General features: G+C 34.0%; 18 protein-coding genes. 8 read left to right on the forward strand and 10 right to left on the reverse strand.

Annotation, left to right across the window (positions count from 1 at the left end; all coding sequences use genetic code 11):
- Nucleotides 1–87: 87 nt before the first annotated feature.
- Nucleotides 88–2,556, reverse strand: a complete 2,469-nt coding sequence (gene leuS, locus QY331_12770) for a leucine--tRNA ligase (protein WKZ68824.1) — start codon at nt 2,554–2,556, stop codon at nt 88–90.
- A gap of 194 nt (nt 2,557–2,750) precedes the next feature.
- Here leuS and QY331_12775 point away from each other — a divergent pair, with 194 nt between their 5' ends.
- From QY331_12775 to QY331_12790, 4 genes are read left to right on the forward strand one after another with little or no spacing between them, the layout of a single operon-like run.
- Entirely contained in the window at nt 2,751–4,790 is a 2,040-nt protein-coding gene (locus tag QY331_12775) for a S9 family peptidase (protein ID WKZ68825.1), read from the forward strand.
- Nucleotides 4,791–4,792: 2 nt separating this feature from the next.
- Nucleotides 4,793–5,173, forward strand: a complete 381-nt coding sequence (locus QY331_12780; protein WKZ68826.1) for a YkvA family protein — start codon at nt 4,793–4,795, stop codon at nt 5,171–5,173.
- A 48-nt stretch (nt 5,174–5,221) separates the two neighbouring features.
- Nucleotides 5,222–5,758: a lipocalin family protein gene (locus tag QY331_12785; protein ID WKZ68827.1), complete on the forward strand. Its 537-nt coding sequence runs from the start codon at nt 5,222–5,224 to the stop codon at nt 5,756–5,758.
- A 13-nt stretch (nt 5,759–5,771) separates the two neighbouring features.
- A complete protein-coding gene (locus QY331_12790; protein ID WKZ68828.1) occupies nt 5,772–6,305 on the forward strand; it encodes an NUDIX hydrolase in 534 nt (177 codons plus the stop codon).
- Between the two features lie 146 nt (nt 6,306–6,451).
- On the opposite strand, the gene murI is transcribed toward QY331_12790, so the two are convergent.
- From murI to queC, 5 genes are all read right to left on the reverse strand, one after another.
- Nucleotides 6,452–7,264, reverse strand: coding sequence for a glutamate racemase (gene murI, locus QY331_12795; protein WKZ68829.1), 813 nt, complete (start codon nt 7,262–7,264; stop codon nt 6,452–6,454).
- A 17-nt stretch (nt 7,265–7,281) separates the two neighbouring features.
- Nucleotides 7,282–9,843 (reverse strand): [protein-PII] uridylyltransferase, encoded by a 2,562-nt coding sequence (glnD, locus tag QY331_12800; protein ID WKZ68830.1) that lies wholly within the window; start codon nt 9,841–9,843, stop codon nt 7,282–7,284.
- Between the two features lie 148 nt (nt 9,844–9,991).
- Nucleotides 9,992–11,383: a tyrosine phenol-lyase gene (locus tag QY331_12805; protein WKZ68831.1), complete on the reverse strand. Its 1,392-nt coding sequence runs from the start codon at nt 11,381–11,383 to the stop codon at nt 9,992–9,994.
- Nucleotides 11,384–11,596: 213 nt separating this feature from the next.
- Nucleotides 11,597–11,953, reverse strand: coding sequence for a preQ(1) synthase (gene queF, locus QY331_12810; GenBank protein WKZ68832.1), 357 nt, complete (start codon nt 11,951–11,953; stop codon nt 11,597–11,599).
- 10 nt (nt 11,954–11,963) lie between these two features.
- Nucleotides 11,964–12,656: a 7-cyano-7-deazaguanine synthase QueC gene (queC, locus tag QY331_12815; protein ID WKZ68833.1), complete on the reverse strand. Its 693-nt coding sequence runs from the start codon at nt 12,654–12,656 to the stop codon at nt 11,964–11,966.
- Nucleotides 12,657–12,845: 189 nt separating this feature from the next.
- On the opposite strand from queC, the gene QY331_12820 reads away from it, so the two are divergent.
- A complete protein-coding gene (locus tag QY331_12820) occupies nt 12,846–13,457 on the forward strand; it encodes an L-threonylcarbamoyladenylate synthase (GenBank protein ID WKZ68834.1) in 612 nt (203 codons plus the stop codon).
- 75 nt (nt 13,458–13,532) lie between these two features.
- Here QY331_12820 and QY331_12825 read toward each other — a convergent pair whose 3' ends face one another.
- The gene (locus QY331_12825; GenBank protein WKZ68835.1) at nt 13,533–14,330 is read right to left on the reverse strand and encodes an SDR family NAD(P)-dependent oxidoreductase; all 798 of its coding nucleotides are present in this window, start codon (nt 14,328–14,330) and stop codon (nt 13,533–13,535) included.
- A gap of 11 nt (nt 14,331–14,341) precedes the next feature.
- On the reverse strand, nt 14,342–14,866 hold the full coding sequence (locus QY331_12830; GenBank protein ID WKZ68836.1) for a hypothetical protein: 525 nt from the start codon (nt 14,864–14,866) through the stop codon (nt 14,342–14,344).
- Nucleotides 14,867–15,037: 171 nt separating this feature from the next.
- Here QY331_12830 and QY331_12835 point away from each other — a divergent pair, with 171 nt between their 5' ends.
- A complete protein-coding gene (locus QY331_12835; GenBank protein ID WKZ68837.1) occupies nt 15,038–17,317 on the forward strand; it encodes an inorganic phosphate transporter in 2,280 nt (759 codons plus the stop codon).
- A 13-nt stretch (nt 17,318–17,330) separates the two neighbouring features.
- On the opposite strand, the gene QY331_12840 is transcribed toward QY331_12835, so the two are convergent.
- Nucleotides 17,331–17,759, reverse strand: a complete 429-nt coding sequence (locus QY331_12840; protein WKZ68838.1) for an NUDIX hydrolase — start codon at nt 17,757–17,759, stop codon at nt 17,331–17,333.
- Nucleotides 17,760–17,877: 118 nt separating this feature from the next.
- Here QY331_12840 and QY331_12845 point away from each other — a divergent pair, with 118 nt between their 5' ends.
- Together QY331_12845 and QY331_12850 are read left to right on the forward strand one after the other, a co-directional pair.
- Nucleotides 17,878–18,477, forward strand: a complete 600-nt coding sequence (locus QY331_12845; GenBank protein ID WKZ68839.1) for an HD domain-containing protein — start codon at nt 17,878–17,880, stop codon at nt 18,475–18,477.
- Nucleotides 18,478–18,513: 36 nt separating this feature from the next.
- The gene (locus QY331_12850) at nt 18,514–19,011 is read left to right on the forward strand and encodes a histidine phosphatase family protein (GenBank protein ID WKZ68840.1); all 498 of its coding nucleotides are present in this window, start codon (nt 18,514–18,516) and stop codon (nt 19,009–19,011) included.
- 11 nt (nt 19,012–19,022) lie between these two features.
- On the opposite strand, the gene QY331_12855 is transcribed toward QY331_12850, so the two are convergent.
- Nucleotides 19,023–21,632: a BamA/TamA family outer membrane protein gene (locus tag QY331_12855; protein WKZ68841.1), complete on the reverse strand. Its 2,610-nt coding sequence runs from the start codon at nt 21,630–21,632 to the stop codon at nt 19,023–19,025.
- Nucleotides 21,633–21,640 lie beyond the last annotated feature (8 nt).

Genomic DNA, 21,640 nt, shown 5'->3' on the forward strand with positions numbered 1-21,640 from the left:
TTCTCCGTGGTTCTCCGTGTTTTCTCAGTGGTTCTCTGTGTAACTTAACACACTATCCACCACAAAGTTCGCAAAGGGTCACAAAGATTACTTAACAACTATGTTATAAATTTTATTTTTTACGTAGATCTCTTTTACAATAGTTTTGCCGGTTGTGTGATGCGTTACTTTTTCTTCGGCAAATACTTTTTCTTTAATGAAGTCTTGTTCGCTATCAACCGGAACATCAATCGCGGCTCTAAGTTTTCCGTTAACTTGAACTGCAATCGTAACTTTATCAACAACTAACGCATCTTGATCAACTTCAAACCAAATATTTTCTTCGAAAATTGATTTTTCGTTTCCTAGTAAATTCCAGCATTCCTCACCAAGATGCGGAGCTAACGGAGCTAACATTACCGATAATCTTTCTAATGAGTAAGTCTGCAAATCGTTTGAACAATTACTTAAATGTTTGCTCAACTCATTTGTTAATTCCATTAGAACAGCAACAGCAGTATTGAATCTCAGATTATCAACTTCATCAGAAAATTTATTGAGTGATTGATTTACTTTTTGATAAACTGATTTTTCATCTTCATTCAGTTCACTCATATTATATTTCTCTTTTGACGGATGAGATTTAGAAAATCCTGTTCTTTCGGTAATTAATTGATAAACTTTTTGAACAAATCTATCAACTCCGACAATTCCTTTATCACTCCAATCGCCGCCAAGATCATAAGGACCCATAAACATCAAATACATTCGGAATACATCCGATCCATAATTTTCAATAAATGAGTTTGGATTAACAACGTTTCCTTTTGACTTCGACATCTTTGCGCCGTTATTTGTAATTGTTCCTTGATGTCGCAGTTTTGCAAAAGGTTCATCGGTTTTCACCAATCCAATATCGCGCAAAAATTTGTGAACGAACCGGGCATAAAGTAAATGCATAGTTGAATGTTCGGCACCACCGACATACATATCAACCGGTTCCCATTTCTTTGCTAATTCAGGATCGAACATTCCCCCAGAAAAATTTGGATTTAAGTAACGCAAATAGTACCATGATGAATCAACAAAAGTATCCATGGTATCAACATCTCGTTTTGCAGCATCACCACACTTCGGACAAGTTGTATTTACAAAGTCTTCATTTTTTGCAAGAGGTGAACCGCCGTCAGGTTTAAACTCAACATCATAAGGAAGTTCTACTGGAAGTTTTTCTTCCGGAATAGGAACCTCGCCACAATTATCACAATAAACAATAGGAATCGGAGTTCCCCAGTAACGTTGACGGGAAATCAGCCAATCACGTAATTTATAATTTATTTTAGCTCTGCCGTTTCCTTCTCTTTCAAGTTCATCAGTAATTTGCTTTTTACCGTCAATTGAATTTCTACCCGTAAATTTACCTGAATTGACCATCATGCCGGATTCTGTGTAAGCTTCCGTTAATTCATCATCTTCATTAGTATCGGGTTTTAAAATCACTTTTCTTATCGGTAGATTAAATTTCTTTGCAAATTCAAAATCTCTTTCATCATGTCCTGGAACTGCCATAACACATCCGGTTCCGTAGCTTGCAAGTACATAATCGGCAACCCAAATCGGAATTTTTTCATCATTAATTGGATTGATAGCAAAAGCTCCGGTAGGCACCCCGGTTTTTTCTTTTACTGTCGAAGTTCTTTCAATATCTGACAAACTCTGAATTGATTTTATGTATTCATTAACTTTTTCTTTGTAATCTTCTGTTGTAATTTTTTCTACAAGTTCATTTTCAGGTGCAAGCACAACATAAGTTACACCGAATAACGTATCCGGACGAGTCGTAAAAACGCTAAGATTTTGTTCGTGTCCTTCAATTTTAAAATCAATTTCGGTTCCGGTACTTTTTCCAATCCAATTCGTTTGCATCAACTTTGTTTTTTCGGGCCAATCAATTTTATTTAGACCGGAAAGTAATTCATCGGCATAATCAGTTATCTTAAAAAACCATTGAGTAAGATTCTTTTTTTCAACTTCTGTTCCGCATCGCTCGCAAGTTCCGTCTTGTTGAACTTGTTCGTTTGCCAAAACGGTATTGCATGAAGGACACCAATTAACAGGCGCATTTTTTCTATACGCTAATCCCTTATTATAAAGCTGCAAGAACAACCATTGATTCCATTTATAATATTCCGGGACACAAGTCATCAGTTCCGCATCCCAATCGTACATGCAGCCCATAGTTTTTAACTGTTCTCGTATATCTTTAATATTTTCTAAAGTTGAATCTTGAGGATGTACGCCTGTTTTAATTGCATAATTTTCTGCTGGAAGTCCGAATGCATCATAACCCATTGGTTCAAAAACATTGTAACCTTGCAATTTTTTGAAGCGAGCCCAAGAATCTGTGGGTCCGTAATTATACCAGTGACCAATGTGAAGTTTTGATCCGGACGGGTATATAAACATAACAAGTGTGTAGAGTTTCTTTTGATTGTTGGAGAGATCAGTCTTATAAACTTTCTTATCTTCCCAATATTTTTGCCACTTAGCTTCGGTTTCAGTAAAAGGATAACGCATAGAATCCATATGTTTATTTAAAAGAAACTGAAAATTATCAAATAAAGGGGGGTTTAGCAAGGAATGTGGGATGCAATAGATAAAGTCGAATTGAAAATTGAGCTTGAAATCAAAGAAATCTCGAAGTGAATTGTAATTATATTGTCCTTCAAGTATCTTTAAGATCAAAACTTTCCGAAAATTCGAGGTAAATGATGCAAAAACTATTTTTATTTCTACTGATCTCTTTGTTCTCAATTTTACAATTATCGGCACAAGAAAAACGTGCAATCACAATTGATGATTTATGGGCAATGAAAAGAATCGGTTCGTTTGATGTTTCTCCCGATAACAAAACAATCGCCTTCGATCAAACAATTTATAGTTTTGAATCAAACAAAGGCAATACCGATATTTACTTAATTGATGTAGATGGAAATAATTTACGTCCATTCAAAGTAACTGAAGTCAACGAATCCTCTCCAAAATTTGCTCCAAATGGAAAACTAACTTTTCAAAGAGCAGGACAAATTTGGATTGCAAATCATGACGGAACAGAAGAAGAGCAATTAACTGATATATATACAGGCGCTTCCGGAATAGTTTGGTCAAATGACGGCTCTAAATTTTTGTTTATTTCTTCAGTTTGGCCGGAGTGCGAAACTCAAGACTGCAACAAACAAAAAGACGAAGAACGAGCAAATCGTGGTTATGATGCCGACATTTTTGATGAACTTTTTTATCGACATTGGAATGATTGGAGAGGACCAAAACGTTCGCATTTATTCTTAATGGACTTGGCTAAGAATGAATATTATGATTTAACACAAGGTATCACAACAGACATTCCAACAATTGCATTAGGCAGTAGCCAAGATTATGCAATTTCTCCCGATGGTAAAGAAGCCGCATTTGTTATGAACAACTCCGGCAAGCAAGCTTGGAATACTAATAACGATGTATTTATAGTTTCACTTGAAAATTTGGGAAAAGGTAAATCACCTGAATATAAAAAGATTTCAGTAAGTGAAGGAAACGATAATCAACCAGTTTATTCGCCTGATGGTAAATACCTTGCATTTCGTTCCATGGCTCGAGCCGGATTTGAAGCCGACAAACAATCTTTGGTTCTATATAACCGCGAAACCGGTGAACTAAAAAATATTAGCGAAAACAAAGATATCTCATTCGGACAAATTGTTTGGTCGAAAGATTCAAAGCAAATTTACTTCGATGCATCAAATGAAGTCAATAACTCAATATATTCAATTGATATAGCAACCGGCAATGTTTCGTCTATTTATGAGAAGCATGTAAATTCTAATCTTGTTCTAACAAATACCGGTGAAACTATATATTTCAAACAACAGAGAAACAATCAACCACATGAAATTTTCTCAATCAATAAAGATGGAAGCAACTTAGAAAAAATAACCTCAGCAAATGCTGAACTTCTCTCGCAAATTGAGTTTGGTGAGTTTAATACTTTCTGGAGCGAAGGTGCTGAAGGTGCAAAAGTTCAATCGATCATTGTGACACCTCCATTTTTTAATCCTAATAAAAAATATCCAATGATATTTTTAATTCACGGTGGACCGCAAGGTGCATGGACTGACGATTTCCATTACAGATGGAATACTCAAATGTTTGCGTCAAGAGGATATGTAGTAGTTGCACCAAACCCAAGAGGAAGTGTAGGTTACGGTCAACAATTCACCGATGAAATTTCTCAAGATTGGGGAGGAAAGGTTTATACCGATTTAATGAATGCTTATGATTATGCAATTGCAAATTATAATTTTATCGATCCCCAAAATACATTCGCAGCAGGTGCATCTTACGGTGGTTATATGATTGCTTGGGTTAACGGACATACCGATAGATTTAATGCGCTTGTTTGTCATGACGGAGTATTTAATTTAGAAAGTATGTGGGGTTCAACAGAAGAACTTTGGTTCCCCGAATGGGAATTTGGTGGAACTCCATGGCAAAATCGTGAGCTTTATCAGAAATGGTCACCGCATATGTATGCCGAAAATATGAAAACACCGACATTAATTGTTCATGGCGCTTTGGATTTCCGTGTACCAGAAACACAAGCAATGGAATTCTTTTCAACTTTGCAGCGATTGGAAGTGGAAAGTAAATTTTTATATTATCCTGATGAATATCATTTTGTAGTAAAACCAAGAAACGCCAGACTATGGTGGAATACACTTTATGATTGGTTTGAAAAATATAAAAAGGAGAATTGAAGATGAACGATAAAGATGACATGTTCGATCTTGATGATCTATCAGAAGAAGAAATTGAAAAGGAATTTACTGGTAAGTACAATAACGCGATAAAAGTTGATCTCGGGAAACAATATGTTGAAGAGAATCTTTGGGAAAAGATCGAAAGAATTGGCAAGAAAATTTCGTTCGCGAAAGATATCAAAGCGCTTTTTAAGTATATGGTTGATCCATCGATTGCTTGGTATCGTAAATCGATCGTAGTCGGTGCATTGATTTATTTTATCAGTCCGATTGATTCGATTCCCGACATTGCTCCATTAATCGGTTACCTTGATGATCTCGGTGTTATTACTGCAGTACTCAAGTATATGGGAAGTGAACTTATTCCTTTTTATGACTAGAGTTTATTCACCACAAAGAACACGAAGGTGCCATGAAGTAGGTACTTTATGAAAAATTTTAGAATTCTATTGTTAATATCTTTTATAAGTATTTTCATTTTCAATTGCGGTGGCAATTATGCACCGCTTGAAACTGTTGAGTATGTTGATATTCAAAAGTATCTCGGAAAGTGGTACGAAATTGCTTTGCTTCCAAACAGATTTGAGGAAGGTTGCCATTGCACAACTGCCGAATATTCACTGATCGATTCGGAAACTCTTCGAGTAACAAATACTTGTAATGAGGATAGCGCAGATGGAGAAATTGATCAAGTAAACGGGAAAGCATTTGTTGTAGAAGGAAGCAACAATGCTAAACTAAAAGTCCAATTTTTCTGGCCGTTCAAAGGAGATTATTGGATACTGGAATTAGATGATGATTATCAATATGCTTTAGTCGGTTCACCAAGTAGAGAATATTTATGGATTCTATCACGAACTCCATTGTTGGACGAAAAAATAATTCAACAATTAAAAGAAGTAGCAGATCGCAAAGGATTTGATTCCAGCAAAATGATCGTTACCGATCAATCCTGTTATCAATAAACGAGAAAAGTTTATGAGCAAATTCAGATTACTCAAAAGTGACATATTATTTAAAGGAAAAGTATTTGATTTAAAGGTCGATGAAATTGAATACGATTCAACCGGAAATACAGGTAGACGAGAAGTTGCTATTCATCCGGGCGGTGCAGTTGTTGTTGCAGTGACAAATCAAAACAAAATTATAATGGTAAGACAATTCCGTTATCCGTTTCAAGAATGGATTTTGGAATTACCGGCCGGAAAGTTAGATAACAACGAAGAACCACAACTCTGTGCCGAGCGCGAGCTTACCGAAGAAACCGGATATTCTGCCGGTAAAATTTCTAAACTTGGACACATTTATACAACACCGGGTTTTTGTAATGAAATACTTCACATTTATCTTGCGGAAAATCTAACTGCGGGTGAACATGCACGCGAAGAAGGCGAAGAAGGAATGGAAATATTCGAGTTTACTATTGACGAGATAAAACAAAAAATTGCAAGTGGCGAAATTGTAGATGCTAAAACAATAAGCGGAATTATGATGTACTTGAATAAATCCTAAATTCTAAGCTCTAAATCCTAAACAAATTCAAAACACAAAATACAAAGCAATAAACCGAACATATCCATTCAGTTTCTTTTAGAATTTCGCGATTCGAATTTAAGATTTGTTTAGAGATTAGGTTTTAGGATTTCGGATTTGAGATTTTATATAAGTTCTTCCAAATCAACTTTAGTAAGATGTTCAATATGTCGTCCTAAAAAAGTGTCGGCAATAGTTTTAAACTTTGCAGGTAAATCACTTACATAAAAATCACGTTTTCCTATTTGATGTGATTCATTTCTTAGACCTCGACCGAATAAATAGTTTTCTACAACGGAAGCTGCAGCAACACCGGAATCAATAAGCGTAACCTTATCCCCCATTACTTCTTGAATTACATTAGACAGAAGTGGATAGTGTGTACAACCCAAAATCAACGTATCAATTTTTTGTTTTTTTAATTCATCAAGATATTCTTTAACTATTAGTTTTGTAGCGGGATGATTAACCATTCCTTCTTCTGCTAAAGGGACAAATAATGGACAAGCTTTTTCATAAATTTTCAATTTTTTGTCAAGCTTCTTCAGAGCAGCTGAATATGCTTTATTATTTATAGTAGCATAAGTTCCGATTACTCCGACTTTACCATTCGTTGTGTTTTCAATTGCCGACTTAGCGCCCGGTTCAATCATACCTACAATTGGTATCTCAAAATTTTCTCTTAATTTATTCAATGCAACTGATGATACCGTATTGCAAGCAACTACTATCATCTTAACATTTTTCTTTAATAAAAATTTTGTGTCTTGAATTGCATATTCTATCACAGTCTCATTTGATTTATTACCGTACGGCACACGTGCAGTATCACCGAAATAAATCATATTCTCGTTTGGAATAAATTGATCCATCTGCTTTACAACCGTTAACCCGCCGATACCGGAATCAAATATTCCAACCGGATTTGTTTTATTCATAAAGTTCAAAATTGCACCTATATCATTTGTTCGATTGCTTCGGTTAATTCTTTTTTTATTAGTTCAAAATTATTTGGTGATATTTTTCTACCGGTTTGAGTTAACACATAAAATGAATCAACAACATCATCGCCTTTAGTTGAAATTTTTGCAAAGTAAATACTGATCCCAAGTTCAAAAAACTTGCGTGTTATTTGGTAAAGAAGTCCTAATCTATCCGGCGAAAATATATCAATGATTGTATATTTTTGGTGTTTCTCAAAGTTGATCTTTATAGTACCTTTTCTACTAAAGAACTTGTCTTCTAAGCGCCACCATTTTGATTTAACTCTCTTGAACTCTTTATTGATAGAAAGCTGATTATTGATTGAAGCAATTATGTCTTCCCTAATTTTATCGTACTTTTCTTTATCAACTTTTTTATTTGTCCTAAAATCACTCACATTAAAATTATCTATTATCAGTCCGTCTTTTCTAGTGAAGATACGTGCGTCGTGAATATTTAAATCATTGATTGAAAGTGCACCGCATAACCTTGCAAGAACGGATTCATTATCTTCTGTAATGACCGTAATATTTGTAAACTCTTTTTCTTCTTTGAAGAATACAGAAGTATCTTCACCGTTGGCGATTTCTTCAACGTGAGCATTAATTTCTTCTTCTGAGAATTGTTGTAGGTATGTCAAATCGTCAAATGCTTCTAAATGTTGCCGTATATTTTCGCCGGCTTCTTTAACTCTTTCATTGATTACTTCAAGTGTATCTGCATAAATTAATTGTTCCCCGGTTACTCTGTCTTCCAGCATCATTTTGGTTTTTCTATAGAGTTCAAATAGAAGATCACTTTTCCACTGCGTCCAGACAACCGGACTTACAGCCGATAGATCTGCAAAGGTTAGTAAATACAACATCTCAAGCGCTTCAACTGATGGAACATTAGCGGCAAATTGATCTAAAGTAATCGGATCATTGAGATTTCTTCTAAATGCAACTTGCTCCATTGTTAAATGATGTCTCACTAAAAATCTTACTAGATTTATTTCTTCCTGCTCATAACCTAACCTTTCCATAATTGATGAAGCAATTTCGGCACCGATTATTTCATGTCCGGATACACTAATAGGTTTAGCAATATCATGAAACAAAACACCAAGGTAGAGTAAATCTCTTCTATCAATTTCATAAAAGATTTTACCCATTCTTGAATTTTCTTCTTTCAATTTTTCAAGATTACTTAAAGCAATAATTGTATGTTCATCAGCGGTATAGCAATGATAAACTCCGGGTTGGAAAAATCCGACTAGCTCCTTGAACTCGGTTAAGAATGCAGAAATCACACCGAGCTCGTTCATCATACTTATTGTCTTTCCGACATTTTTCGGTAATCTTAGCAACTCTCTAAAAAAAGTAGAAGACACATTTTCCGGTTTAAGTTCTTCTTGAGAGATCACGGAAAGATCAATTATCTTTGAGCGAAGATTTTCATCAAAGACTGCATCCTTTATAGCTCTGTAATAAAATACTCTGAGTACTTTTGCGAGATCAATTTCTGCATTAGGATTTGTCAATGAAATTTTATTTTCTTTCATTACAAAATCATCATCAAGTTCTATCGCTAAATAATCTGAGATAGGTTTTGAAATTTCTTCTTCAAATCTTAATATCATTGTTTTTGCAAATCTTTTCAGAATACTTGCGGCATAAAAATAATCTTTCATAAACTCATGCCAACCGTCATGCGAATATTCTAAGCGGTTTGCAATTTTCTCTTGAGCTGAAAACTCTAATCTATCCGATTTTGATGGTGAAATAAGATGAAGATGATTTCTTACATTCAGAATAAATTTATAACTGTGAATAATACGTGCGGCAGATTTTATGTTAACGGTTTTATTCTTTTTAATAACATCAACAAATGCTTCTGTTTGAGTTATTTCATTTTGGTTAGAAAAAATGATACCGTTTTTAAGTGCATACATCCATTCTACAGCTTGAAGATCGCGTAACCCGCCGGCAGTAAATTTTATATTTGGTTCTAAAACTTTTGAGGATTCCCCGTACTTTGCATGGCGAAGATTTGTGTCGGCAAAAAATTCTAATAGAAGATTTTTTTTATCTTCAGGCTTCAGCGAAGTTGTAATCAGATTATTCCAATCATTGTAAACACCATCATCACCGCAAATTATTCTAGTTTCAAAAAACTGCGTAAACGAATGAAGATCATCTGTTAAAAATCTCATTATATCGCTAAAATCGCGTACAGTATGTGAAACCTCTAGTCCACAATCCCACAAATCGGTGATACATTCGTTAATAATTTCTTCATTACCTATTACATCTCGGCAAATAAACATTAAGTCAATATCCGAATGCGGCGAAAGTTCTCTTCTACTAAAGCTTCCCGCTGAAGCAACAGCAAAATCAATTTTTTTATTAAACAGAATTCTGCGTATAAAATCTTCTACAAGTAAACTATACTGCATACAAAACTTGAAAGAATCTTTCAGTAATGATTGATCATTAAATAACGATTGTTTTTCTTCGTTAAATAATTTTTTTATTTGAAGTTTCTCAATCATAAGTAATTCATTCTAATAAGTTTTGTTTTAAACCCAATGATCATTAACAACAGTGTTAATTCAAAAACGAAACTGCAATATATAAAGATTCCCGCAATCTTAAAGTTTGCGGGAATCTGAATTTACTTACCTAACTAAACAGCACTTTTTATTTTAGTTTTTCGAATCTGCCTTGGAAGAAACGCAAATAAGCAGGTTCATAAACCATCTTCAAACCTTTTATTTTTTTACGGTCTTCAAAAACAGATGCGATTGATTCAACCGCAACATCAATATGCGCTTGAGTATAAACTCTTCTTGGGAAAGTCATACGTACAAGTTCTAATTTCGGATAACGGTGTTTGCCGGTTTTAGGATCACGACCGGATGACACTACACCACGTTCCATTCCTCTTACTCCTGAATCAATAAATATTTCGGCAGCTAATGTTTGCGCTGGAAATTCATCTTGCGAAATATGACTCAATATTTTTTTTGCATCCAAAAATATTGCGTGTCCGCCTATAGGTTTTACATATGGGATTTTGTACCTATCAAGTTGATGTCCAAAATATTCAACTTGTCCAACTCTAGCACGAATGTTATCGAAATCAACCATTTCTTCGATACCGCGAGCCATAGCTTCCATATCTCTTCCGGCTAATCCACCATAGGTGTGTAATCCTTCATAAACTACTACCATATTTCTTGCTTCTTCATAAATCTTTTTATTCTTTGTTGCAAGGAATCCACCGATATTAACCATCAAATCTTTTTTGGCACTCACCCACAATCCTTCAAAATATGAACACATTTCTTTTAGAATTTGGGCGACTGTTTTATCTTGATAACCCTTTTCTCTTAACTTAATGAAGTAAGCGTTTTCAGTTGCACGTGTTGCATCAAACCACAATCTGATTTTATGTTTTTTAGCGTACTCATAAACTTCTTTGAGATTCTTCATTGAAAATGGTTGTCCGCCCGCCATGTTTACCGGCCCGGCCATGCTTATATAAGCAATATTTTTTGCTCCAACTTCTTTAACAAGTTTATCGAGTTTCTTTAAATCAATGTTACCTTTGAACGGATGTTCACTATATGGATTATGAGCTTCATCAATAATTACATCGACAAAAGTAGCACCTGCTAATTCTTGATGTAATCTTGTTGTAGTGAAGTACATATTACCCGGAACGTATTGTCCGGGAGTAATCATAATTTTAGATAACATATGTTCAGCGGCACGACCTTGATGTGTCGGAACAAAGTAAGGATGACCGTAATACTTCTTCACGTTATCCCACAAGTAGTAGAAATTTTTGCTTCCGGCATACGCCTCATCACCAATCATCATTCCGGCCCATTGATAATCACTCATAGCATTAGTACCGCTATCAGTTAATAGATCAATGTAAACATCTTCGGATTTCAATAAGAATGTGTTGTAACCTGCTTCCTTAGCTGCTTTTTCTCTATGTTCACGAGTTGTCATTTTTATTGGTTCAACAACCTTGATTTTAAACGGTTCAGCCCAACTTTTTTTAATTACTTTTTCAGCCATTTTATTCTCCAATTTTATATACACTATTAAAAAATATATTCGAAATATTGATAGGTTATTAGTGGGCTGAGGTCATTGCGAGATGTTGATAAATCAAAATGGTATGGATTCTATCATACGATAAGTATAAGTTTTGCTGGAGTGCTTGAGGACATTCACTCAGCATTCGTAAGATTTGCGTTTTTTGTCTTAAATGTATTTGAGAAACTTTTTTCATTCTTCTTTTAAATACTCTACTTCAATTACTGAAGAAATACCGCCACGTGTATTGAACTCTGCAATTACTTTCATATATCTTGGTTTGCAAACTCCAACCAGTTCATCTAGTATTTGATTTGTTACCGCTTCAAAATAAATTCCGTCATTACGAAAAGATTGCAAATAAAATTTATAGGACTTTAGCTCTATACAGAGTTCATCCGGAATGTATTCTAAAATTATTGTTGCAAAATCGGGCTGACCGGTTTTGGGACAAACAGATGTAAACTCCGGTGCTGTATGTTCAATTATATAGTCTCTTTCCTTCTTAGGATTTTCGAATGTTTCTATTAGTTTTTGTTTTTTGTTCATTTATATACCTTTAATCTATATAGCTTGGTCTTTTAAAATATGGTACTGGATCTTCCTTCCCAATTTTTTGGAATCCTCTTAATCTTAATGCACAGCTATCACATTCGCCGCATGCTTCATCTTCATTTTTGTAACAAGACCATGTGAGATGAAGAGGTGCATTTAGTTCCATTCCCTTTTGGATAATTTCCGATTTGTTCATTTCTATAATTGGAGTTTTAATATCAATTTTAGTTGATGGTTTAGTTCCGTCATCAACAACTTTTTGAAATGCCGAGAAAAAATCCGGTCTGCAATCCGGATAACCCGAAGAATCTTCGGAAACTGCGCCCATAAAAATAGCGCTGGCACCTATTACCTCAGCCCAACTTACACAAGCGGTTAAAATATTTGCATTTCTGAATGGCACGTATGTCGTTGGTACATCTTTATTTGCTAAATCAGCAGCATTCACTTGAATATTTTTATCAGTCAAAGAAGAACCGCCGATTTTTACCAAATGAGTAAAATCTATAACAAGCTTTTTGCTAACATCATAAAATTCGGCAATATCATGGAAAGCTTTTAACTCTCTTGATTCAGTCCGCTGTCCATAATTTATATGTGCAAAAGCTAGTTCGTAATCTTTATTTGCAATAGCAGCAGTAACACAGCTATCTAAACCGCCGCTTACCGCAACTACCGCTATAGGCTTATTACTCATTGTATCCGTTCAAAATTTTTAAGAAATAAAAGATACTAAAATCCCTTGAGATATTGAATAATACAACATTAGAAAGCTATTGGAAAGAATACATTTTGAAACTTTTTGTCAAATTTTTTGTTGACAATCATACCTTTAATTTTATTTTGCATATCTGTTTTCACACCTCAATAAACGAAAGGAGCCAGTATGGAATATTATGAATTGCATCCGGAAACACCTCAATTGAGGTATATTAATAAAGCCGTTGAAGTCTTACGAAATGGAGGTGTGATTATTTATCCAACGGATACTGTATATGGTTTTGGCTGCGATATTTTTAATCACGAGGCAGTTAAAAGAATTTATGATATAAAACTAGATGCCGGTACGAAATTATTCAGTTTTATCTGCCCGGATTTAAAGGATATTTCCAAGTATGCTAAAGTTTCGGATTATGCTTACAAGATGATGAAAAAATGTATTCCGGGTCCTTATACCTTTGTTCTTCCCGCTGCAAAAGAGGTTCCTAAAAAATTGTGGACAAAACGCCGTACAGTGGGAATTCGTGTTCCGGATCATGAAATTGCAATTACATTGGCAAAGGAATTGGGCAACCCGATTTTAAGCACTAGTGTAACTACACGTAAAGGTGAATTACTTTTTGAACCTGATGAGATAAGGACTATCTTCAATCCTCATGTAGATTTTATGCTTTCCGCGGGAGCGTTAAATGGTCAACCTTCTAGTGTAATTGATTTAAGCGGAGAATCCCCCGAGATATTACGTGAAGGAGCCGGTGATATCTCAATGTTTGTATAATTTTGCAGAGCGACGATCCTTCGTCGCTCACCCTTAATTTTTAAAAACTAAAAGTAAGCGATCAGGATGGTCGCTTTACATTTTACGAATTCTTACAATAGTTTCTTCTCTATGCGCTATCATGGCAGTTGCCTGTGCCGATGGCATTACAATAATTTCATTTATGTTAACATGTTTTGGTCTTGTTGCAATAAAAATTAATGTTTCTGCAATATCATCTCCGTGTAATGGAACCAATCCTTTATAAACATTTTTTGCTCGTTCTTTATCTCCATAAAATCTCACATTACTAAACTCTGTTTCAACCATACCCGGATCAACAGTACTCACTTTAATATTATGTTCAAGTGTTTCCATTCGTAGTGATTCAGTGATTGCGTTAACAGCATGTTTTGTTGCACAATATACACTTCCTCCGGGATAAGCTTGATGTCCCGCTATCGACCCAATATTTATAACATGACCTCGTTTTCGCTCAACCATTCCTTTGACTACTTCTTTTGTAACAATCAAAAGACCCTTAACATTTGTGTCAATCATTTCATCCCAAGCTTCGGGATTATCTTCAAATAATTTATTCAATCCACGTCCAAGACCGGCATTATTGACAAGAATGTCAATCATTTTCCATTTATCATTCAACCCGGAAATTGTATCAACGACTTCATTTCTTTTTGTGACATCAAGTTCTATTGGAAGAACTTTTACAGAATATTTTTCCTCAATATCATTTTTCATTTTAGTTAATCTGTCTATTCTTCTTGCGGTTAGAATCAAATTAGCACCCTCTCTAGCAAATGCATAAGCACATGCTTCACCAATTCCGGCTGATGCACCGGTAATCAATACAATCTTATTTTTCAAGGAAACCATTATTACTCCTTCTAGTAATTAATATATTTCTGAATTCTTTTTGTCGATATATTTAGATAAAACACGAATAAAAAGATAACAGCAAAAGCAAAAATAAATCTTTCGATTTCATCATATCCAAGGTAAAGAGTTAAGGCAATCCAATCATTTTGAATATTCGGACTTAATATCAAAATTACTGCGCTATAGAATATATGAATCAGGAGATATCCTATTTGACTTAGAATAAAGATGACTAGAAAAAATCTGCCTTTCCCATGAGGGATTTTCCTCATAGTTGCAGTAGCAACCTCTACAGAGAGAACCAGATAAATGTAAGGGGCAAAATACAGTAACAATAACTCCGGCATCAATCTATCCGGGAGGGGTTCAAAATAATATTGAAAAGATGGAAAAATGAATGAAAATTCGGAATTTCCCCCTCCAAATATTGCAACAATGAACATTTGAAACAGTTCTTTAAATAAAGCTATTTGAATAGCCGAGAAAAAAACTGCCCAGATTATACCTTGACCATTTTTAAATTTTAAATCCATTTGGTACAATTAAAATTCTTCATAAATTTAGACGTGCACAAAAAATTCTTTGAAATTATTTAAGTCTAAGAAAAACTTAACAATTTGTTAACTTCAAGATAATCCGATAATTGTGTAAGATTCATATCTATGTTTATAAAAATACTAAATTTTTACAGAGAATAACCCACCATGGATCTATATCTAATAATTGTAATCGTACTTTTTGTTTTAGCCGTTTCCGATTTAGTTGTCGGTGTAAGTAATGATGCGGTAAACTTTCTAAATTCCGCAATCGGTTCGCGCGTTGCACCCAGACATATAATTTTAATAATTGCGAGTCTTGGAATCTTAGTTGGAACTACCTTTTCAAGTGGAATAATGGAAGTTGCCCGTAAGGGAATTTTTAATCCTGAAATGTTTCTGTTCTCCGATATAATGGTCGTGTTCCTAGCCGTGATGATTACTGATGTTTTATTGCTGGATTTATTTAACACATTTAGTCTTCCTACATCAACAACCGTATCTATTGTGTTTGAATTACTTGGCGCTTCGGTTGCAGTTGCGTCAATAAAAGTAATTCAATTAGATGGTGGAATAGACCAAATGATTGCATTCATTAATACGAGTAAAGCATTAGCAATCATTTCAGGTATTCTTCTTTCTGTGGTAATTTCATTTACGGTTGGTGCATTAATTCAATACCTAATTCGCTTGTTGTTTACTTTTAATTATTCAAAAAAACTAAAAGTATTCGGAGGACTTTGGGGCGGATTTGCACTAAGCTTTATACTCTATTTTATTCTTGTTAAGGGAGCTAAAGGTTCGTCTTTTTTAAACGCAGAACAGTCTAAGTGGATTCTTGATCATAGTTTTCAAATAATTTCGATCAGTTTCGTTACATTCGGTATTATCTTCCAATTTCTCGCGATGTTTACTAAGGTAAATATTTTCAAACCCATTGTTCTGGTAGGAACTTTTGCACTTGCATTAGCATTTGCCGCGAACGATCTTGTTAATTTTATCGGTGTTCCTCTCGCCGGATTCAGTTCTTATTTAATTGCCCAGGCAAGTGCCGATCCTTCTTCATTATTAATGGAAGCACTTAGAGAACCGGTAACCACAGAGACTGTTCTTCTATTAGCCGCTGGAATAATTATGGTGGTAACACTGTGGTTTTCTAAAAAAGCTCAGTCAGTTACTAAGACAGAAGTAAATCTAGGAAGACAATTTGAGGGATTTGAGAGATTTGAGTCATCACTTTTATCTCGTGTAATTGTTAGAATGGGTCTTTCTCTTGGTGACGGGATTAAAAAGATGTTACCCCAATCTCTATTAAAAATGATTAATAGAAGAATGGATAAGAGTAAATATTTCGAAGAAAAATCCAAAGACGGAGAAGTTCCATCGTTTGATTTACTGCGAGCCTCGGTAAACTTAATGGTAGCAAGTGTTCTGATTTCATTTGCGACTTCACTTAAGTTACCTCTTTCAACAACATATGTTACTTTCATGGTTGCTATGGGTACTTCTTTCTCCGATAAGTCATGGGGAAGAGAAAGCGCAGTTTATAGAATAAATGGTGTTCTTACTGTTATTGGTGGGTGGTTCTTCACTGCATTTATGGCTTTTACCGCTTCGGCATTATTTGCTACTGCAATTTATTTTGGTGGGATGATAGTAACTGCAATAATGCTAGGTATCGCAGCATATATAATTTTTAGAACGCATATTTTACACAAGTTGCGCTCAGCCGAAGAAGATGAGAATGAGAAATCCTTAGCTGAAGAAGATAAAACCGGCGAGGATGCAATTATCAAATGTGTTACGAAGACTCAAAAATATCTAGATGCGGTTGGTAAAACTGTAGCAAACTCTTTTGATGGACTTGCTGCCGGTGATAGGGATAAACTTAAGAAAACAAAAAAAGAAGCCAAGAAAATTAGGAAATTAGCTGATTCGATAACTTCAAATATTTTTAAAACTATTCAAATATTGGAAGAACATGAAATAAATGAAAACCATAGATTTGGGAAAATCATTGCATCTATTCAAGAGATTTCTAATAATGTTACTTCGCTGGTCGGAAGAAGTTTCGGACATATTGATAACAACCATAATAAGCCGGTTAAAGAACAGCTTACTGAACTATTCGAAATAGAAAAATTACTTTCACAACAAATTGATGTGACTATAACCTCTTTAAGTATTGATAAGGAATTTAATTCCGAGAAGATTGAAGAATCAATTAAAGAACTCAAGAAAAGTTTGAAGAAATTTGATAAAAATCAATTCAGCAGAATTAAGAAAAAAGCTACCAGCACAAGAAGCAGCATGTTGTTCATAAGTTTACTTGGAGATGCCGAAAATATTTCTGAGCAAATAAATACTTTGGCAATTATGTGTAATGATACCACGAAACCGTTGATTAAAGATGGCGTCAAAGAAAAACCCGATGTAAAAAAAGCTTAAGAATTTACCAAAATCATTTTAGAAAATTAAGATATGATTCACTAAAAAGAGTTAGTAATATTACTAGCTCTTTTTTATTTATTTTTTTTATCGCTTTATTTATGGAAAGCCATTGCCGTTCCCTAGTATTTTTCTCATCCCAATTTTTATGTACTTTTTCTACTTGAAGAAGATACACTTTTACTCGACATTTCCCTCCCCACTTTTTATAAGTATATTCATCAAATAATTTATCGATCAGATTACCTGAAACACCGGCTTCTTCTAATGCTTCTTTTACAGCTGATTGTTGAGGAGAAAGACCAATTTCAATTATACCTTTAGGAATGATCCAGTTTTTCTTAATGCGGCTTGTAACTAAAAGCACTTCAAGCTTACCGCTCTTGAATCTAAATGGGATAACTGCTGACTGATTGTAATACCAACTTGGTTTAGTTTTCATAATAATTTTTTATTTAAGAAAAAGTATAAGAGAAATTACATTGTAAAAATATTAATCTGTCGATACAAGTAATTAAGTAAATTTCATTTTATTTTAATAAGGGGAATCTGGAGTGTGCGTGCAAAATATCGATTTCAACTTAGTTGAGAGATATGTTAAGGATATTTTTAATATTAACTATGATGATAAATATACTTACCATGATCTAACACATACTAAATCTGTTGTAGAATTTGTTATCAAAATTGCAATCGCAGAAAATATTAATCGCGATGAATTAGATCTAATTAAAATTGCGGCTTGGTTTCACGATACCGGCTACCTCTTTAACCCTCAGAATCATGAAGAAAAAAGTTGTGAAATTGCAGAGTCTTTTTTACAAAAAAATCATTTTACAAAATCTGAAATTGACAAAATAAAAAAGATCATAATGGCGACTAAAGTTCCGCATAATCCAGCATCACATTTAGAAAAGATAATTTGTGATGCCGATTTACATCATCTTGGCGAAAATGATTTTTATAAGCGAAATGATCTTTTTAGATTGGAACTTGAAAAAACATCAGGAACAATATTTACTGAAAACGAGTGGATTTTAAGTACATTGGAATTTCTTAAGGAGCATAAATTTTTTACACAATTTGCAATCAATAATTTTGATCCTCAAAAAAGAAATTATATAAAAGAACTTAGACAAATGTTGCAAGAGTTATCTTGAATTATTATTTGTACAAACTGAGAAGATGATCTATATATGAAAAAAATATATTTAGTTAGACATGCGAAATCAAGTTGGAAAGATCCATTGTTGGATGATGTTGAACGTCCTTTAAATAATCGTGGAAAACGTGACGCACCATTTATGGGTAATATCTTAAAACAACTAGAGATTATACCGGATAAAGTAATAACGAGTCCGGCAAAACGCGCCAAGAAAACAGCAAAGATGATCTGCAGAGAAATCAACTATCCATCTGCTGAGATAAGAACTTCTAGAATTCTTTATGAACACAGCATTGATGAGGTCATCGAGTTATTACAAAACACTGATGATGATATTAATTCGATAATGCTTGTCGGACATAATCCAACATTAACATCGCTTAATAATTATTTGTCCGATATTAGGATAGATAATATTCCTACCTGTGGTATTGTATTTCTCGAATTTAGAACTGATGTTTGGAAAGATGTAGGTATTGAAACCGGCAAACTTGTAAAGTTCGAATATCCCAAAAAGTATTTAATCTAATTATCAATTAGCTAGAAAGCCATTTGAGTATCGAAATAAAAATTATGTTCATCATTTGATCTGCCATAGCTCAAGGTAAACACCAAATCTCTTTCAAGAAAGCTTGTCCACAAACCACCGCCAAAAGACGGATGCCATTTTGTTGAAGTTTGAGTGCTTGTAAAAACACGTCCAACTTCTGCAAAAAGATGAATTCCCACTTCACCTTTAACAATAATTTTATTATCCATCAATTTAGTACGCAGTTCACTTTGAAAAGAAACAGCTGCATCACCGGAAAATCTTTCTCTTGTAAAACCGCGCAAGTTATCATCTCCGCCAAGAAAAATTGCATTGAAGAAAGGATATCTTCCCCAATTTTTTCCTCCGCTCGCTCTCAAAGCAATAGTAGATAATATTGGATAATTAAATGTGAGATATTTTCTTATGTCATATTTTAGTTGAAAAAACTCGTCGTTTAGTTCAAAAGATTCGGTAAAGTATTTACCGGAAATATTTACGTAGTCACCAACCGTGGTATAATAAATATTGTCTCGCGAATCGATTTGAAAAATTAGGTTTGCACCAAATGATTGTAATTCCCCGGTTCCGTAATCGTCAAAACGGAAGGAATTTATTAAAGTAGGTGTCAGCAGATTTGTTTTTGTGTATTCATAAAAAACACCGGCTTTAATATCAGAGTGTTGATTGAGATTAATCTTTAATTGCGGATTGATTAAGAAAAGCTCTTGGTTAAGCTTATAGTAATTTGATCGAAATAGATCAGAGTTGTATTCATTATTATTTCCAAAACCAAAATAATTAGTAAAACTTAGTTCGTTCATTTTAATATCAATAACAAAATCCGTTTTACCTACTACATCTATAAACTCGCCGAAATATTCTAAGTTAAATCTCTTTAAAGCAAAGCCATATAAAAAAGAAATCCGTTGTAAATATTCATAAGGAATTTTTCTGAAGTTATAACTGTAGAGACTAATATTACCACCAAGAATAACTCCCTCAAAAGTTGAATAACCGGCATCCGGAAGTAGCACAACTCGACTTCCAAAATCACTTTGCGATTCAAGATTTTTATGAATGTTCATTTCTTCATATCGCCAAAATGTTTCATCTATAGAAGTGCTACTTCCGGCAATAAATGAATTTTTACCTTCTGAATCATAGAACAAAGTTTTTGTTTCTTCATCTTTCAATGGTGTTATCGATAAAAAATATCCATTAACTTTTGAGTTATCTGCAAATACATCATTGCCTTCTCCTCCAATTATTCTAATAGGTAAACCACAATCAACCTCACCGGTAACAAGACAATTGTCGTCGCCATCGAGCATAAAAATTCTTATTTCATCAGTAATTTCATTACTAAATATTTTCTTGAAAATTAGATTAACCGCCGGTAGTTGCCCTGAAAAATCATCACCAAAAATAGAAACAGAAGTTGTAGAGTCACTTAATCTTTCGACTAAAACATAATCATCTTTTTGCGAACCGTATATAATCGCAACCTTATTTATTACTTCATAATAATCTTCAGATGCTGACTTAAGTTTATCACGGCGAATTTTCAGCAGGTTAATTATCTCTGATTTCTCTTCAACAAAATTCTCTCCCATTACTGAATTAACTGAGTTAGTAATTACAAAATCGCTGAGAGATTCTTGTATAAAGGTTGTTAATGAATCCCATTTTTGTTTGCTTATCTGTGTTAGTAATCTCTTATCTAAATGTATTTCCGGATCATAATGCGGGTCAATTGAAGATATATTCTTGCCGAAGCTTTTTACTTGAGGGACAAGAAATTCAACACCCATTGTTCCCAACCCGTCAAATTTTGAAATTGTTGTAATTCGATCCGAGCTTATAGGGTGCCAAACAGATTTATAATTATCTTGTCTCAACTGCCATTGCCAGCCCATTGTGCTTCTATTCCAATTACCTAAGAGTAAATCTATCAATCTGATCTTAAAAAACTCTATAGCATTTACCGCGCTTAATGGATCTGCTTCAATTTTATTCAAAACCTCAAGGGTAGAAACTAAATTTGTTGATGGATTTTCGTTTGCTTTAAAATTTTCTTCTAAAATTCCGGGTTCATTAAAAAACTTAAAATCGATTTGACTTTGTAGTTTTCCTTCGGATAAAATCACTAAACGAGGATTTGTTTGATATACATTAACCGCTTTTAATAAATTTGATGATATAATTTTCGCAAACGGATTTATACCACTTAATTGATCATTCAAAAAATTATCAGCATAAATTTTTTCCAAGCCCTCCGGTAAAACATCAGAAGAAATATCCTCCAGCAATGAGAATTTATATCCTTTATGATCATTTGAAATTAAACTTAAATAGCTTTTGCCGGATTCAGTAGTATCAACTTTTATTTTAAGAAAATGATCATAAATATTTACGATGGGAATATCGATTGTATCGGTCCAAAATGACCGCCAATTATCACCAAATAAAAATCTATGCATCGACCCGGCTTGATAATCGGCGTTTAGCGAAGTAGAATATTTCTTTAGTGAATCCGGTTGAGAGTAAATTGTAGCCGTAAGTATGAGTAAAAGTATAATAAAAAGAAAAAGTTGGATAAAGTATTTTTCTTTTTTCATTGAGGCGT

The sequence above is a fragment of the Melioribacteraceae bacterium genome (assembly GCA_030584085.1).
Lineage (GTDB): Bacteria > Bacteroidota > Ignavibacteria > Ignavibacteriales > Melioribacteraceae > SURF-28.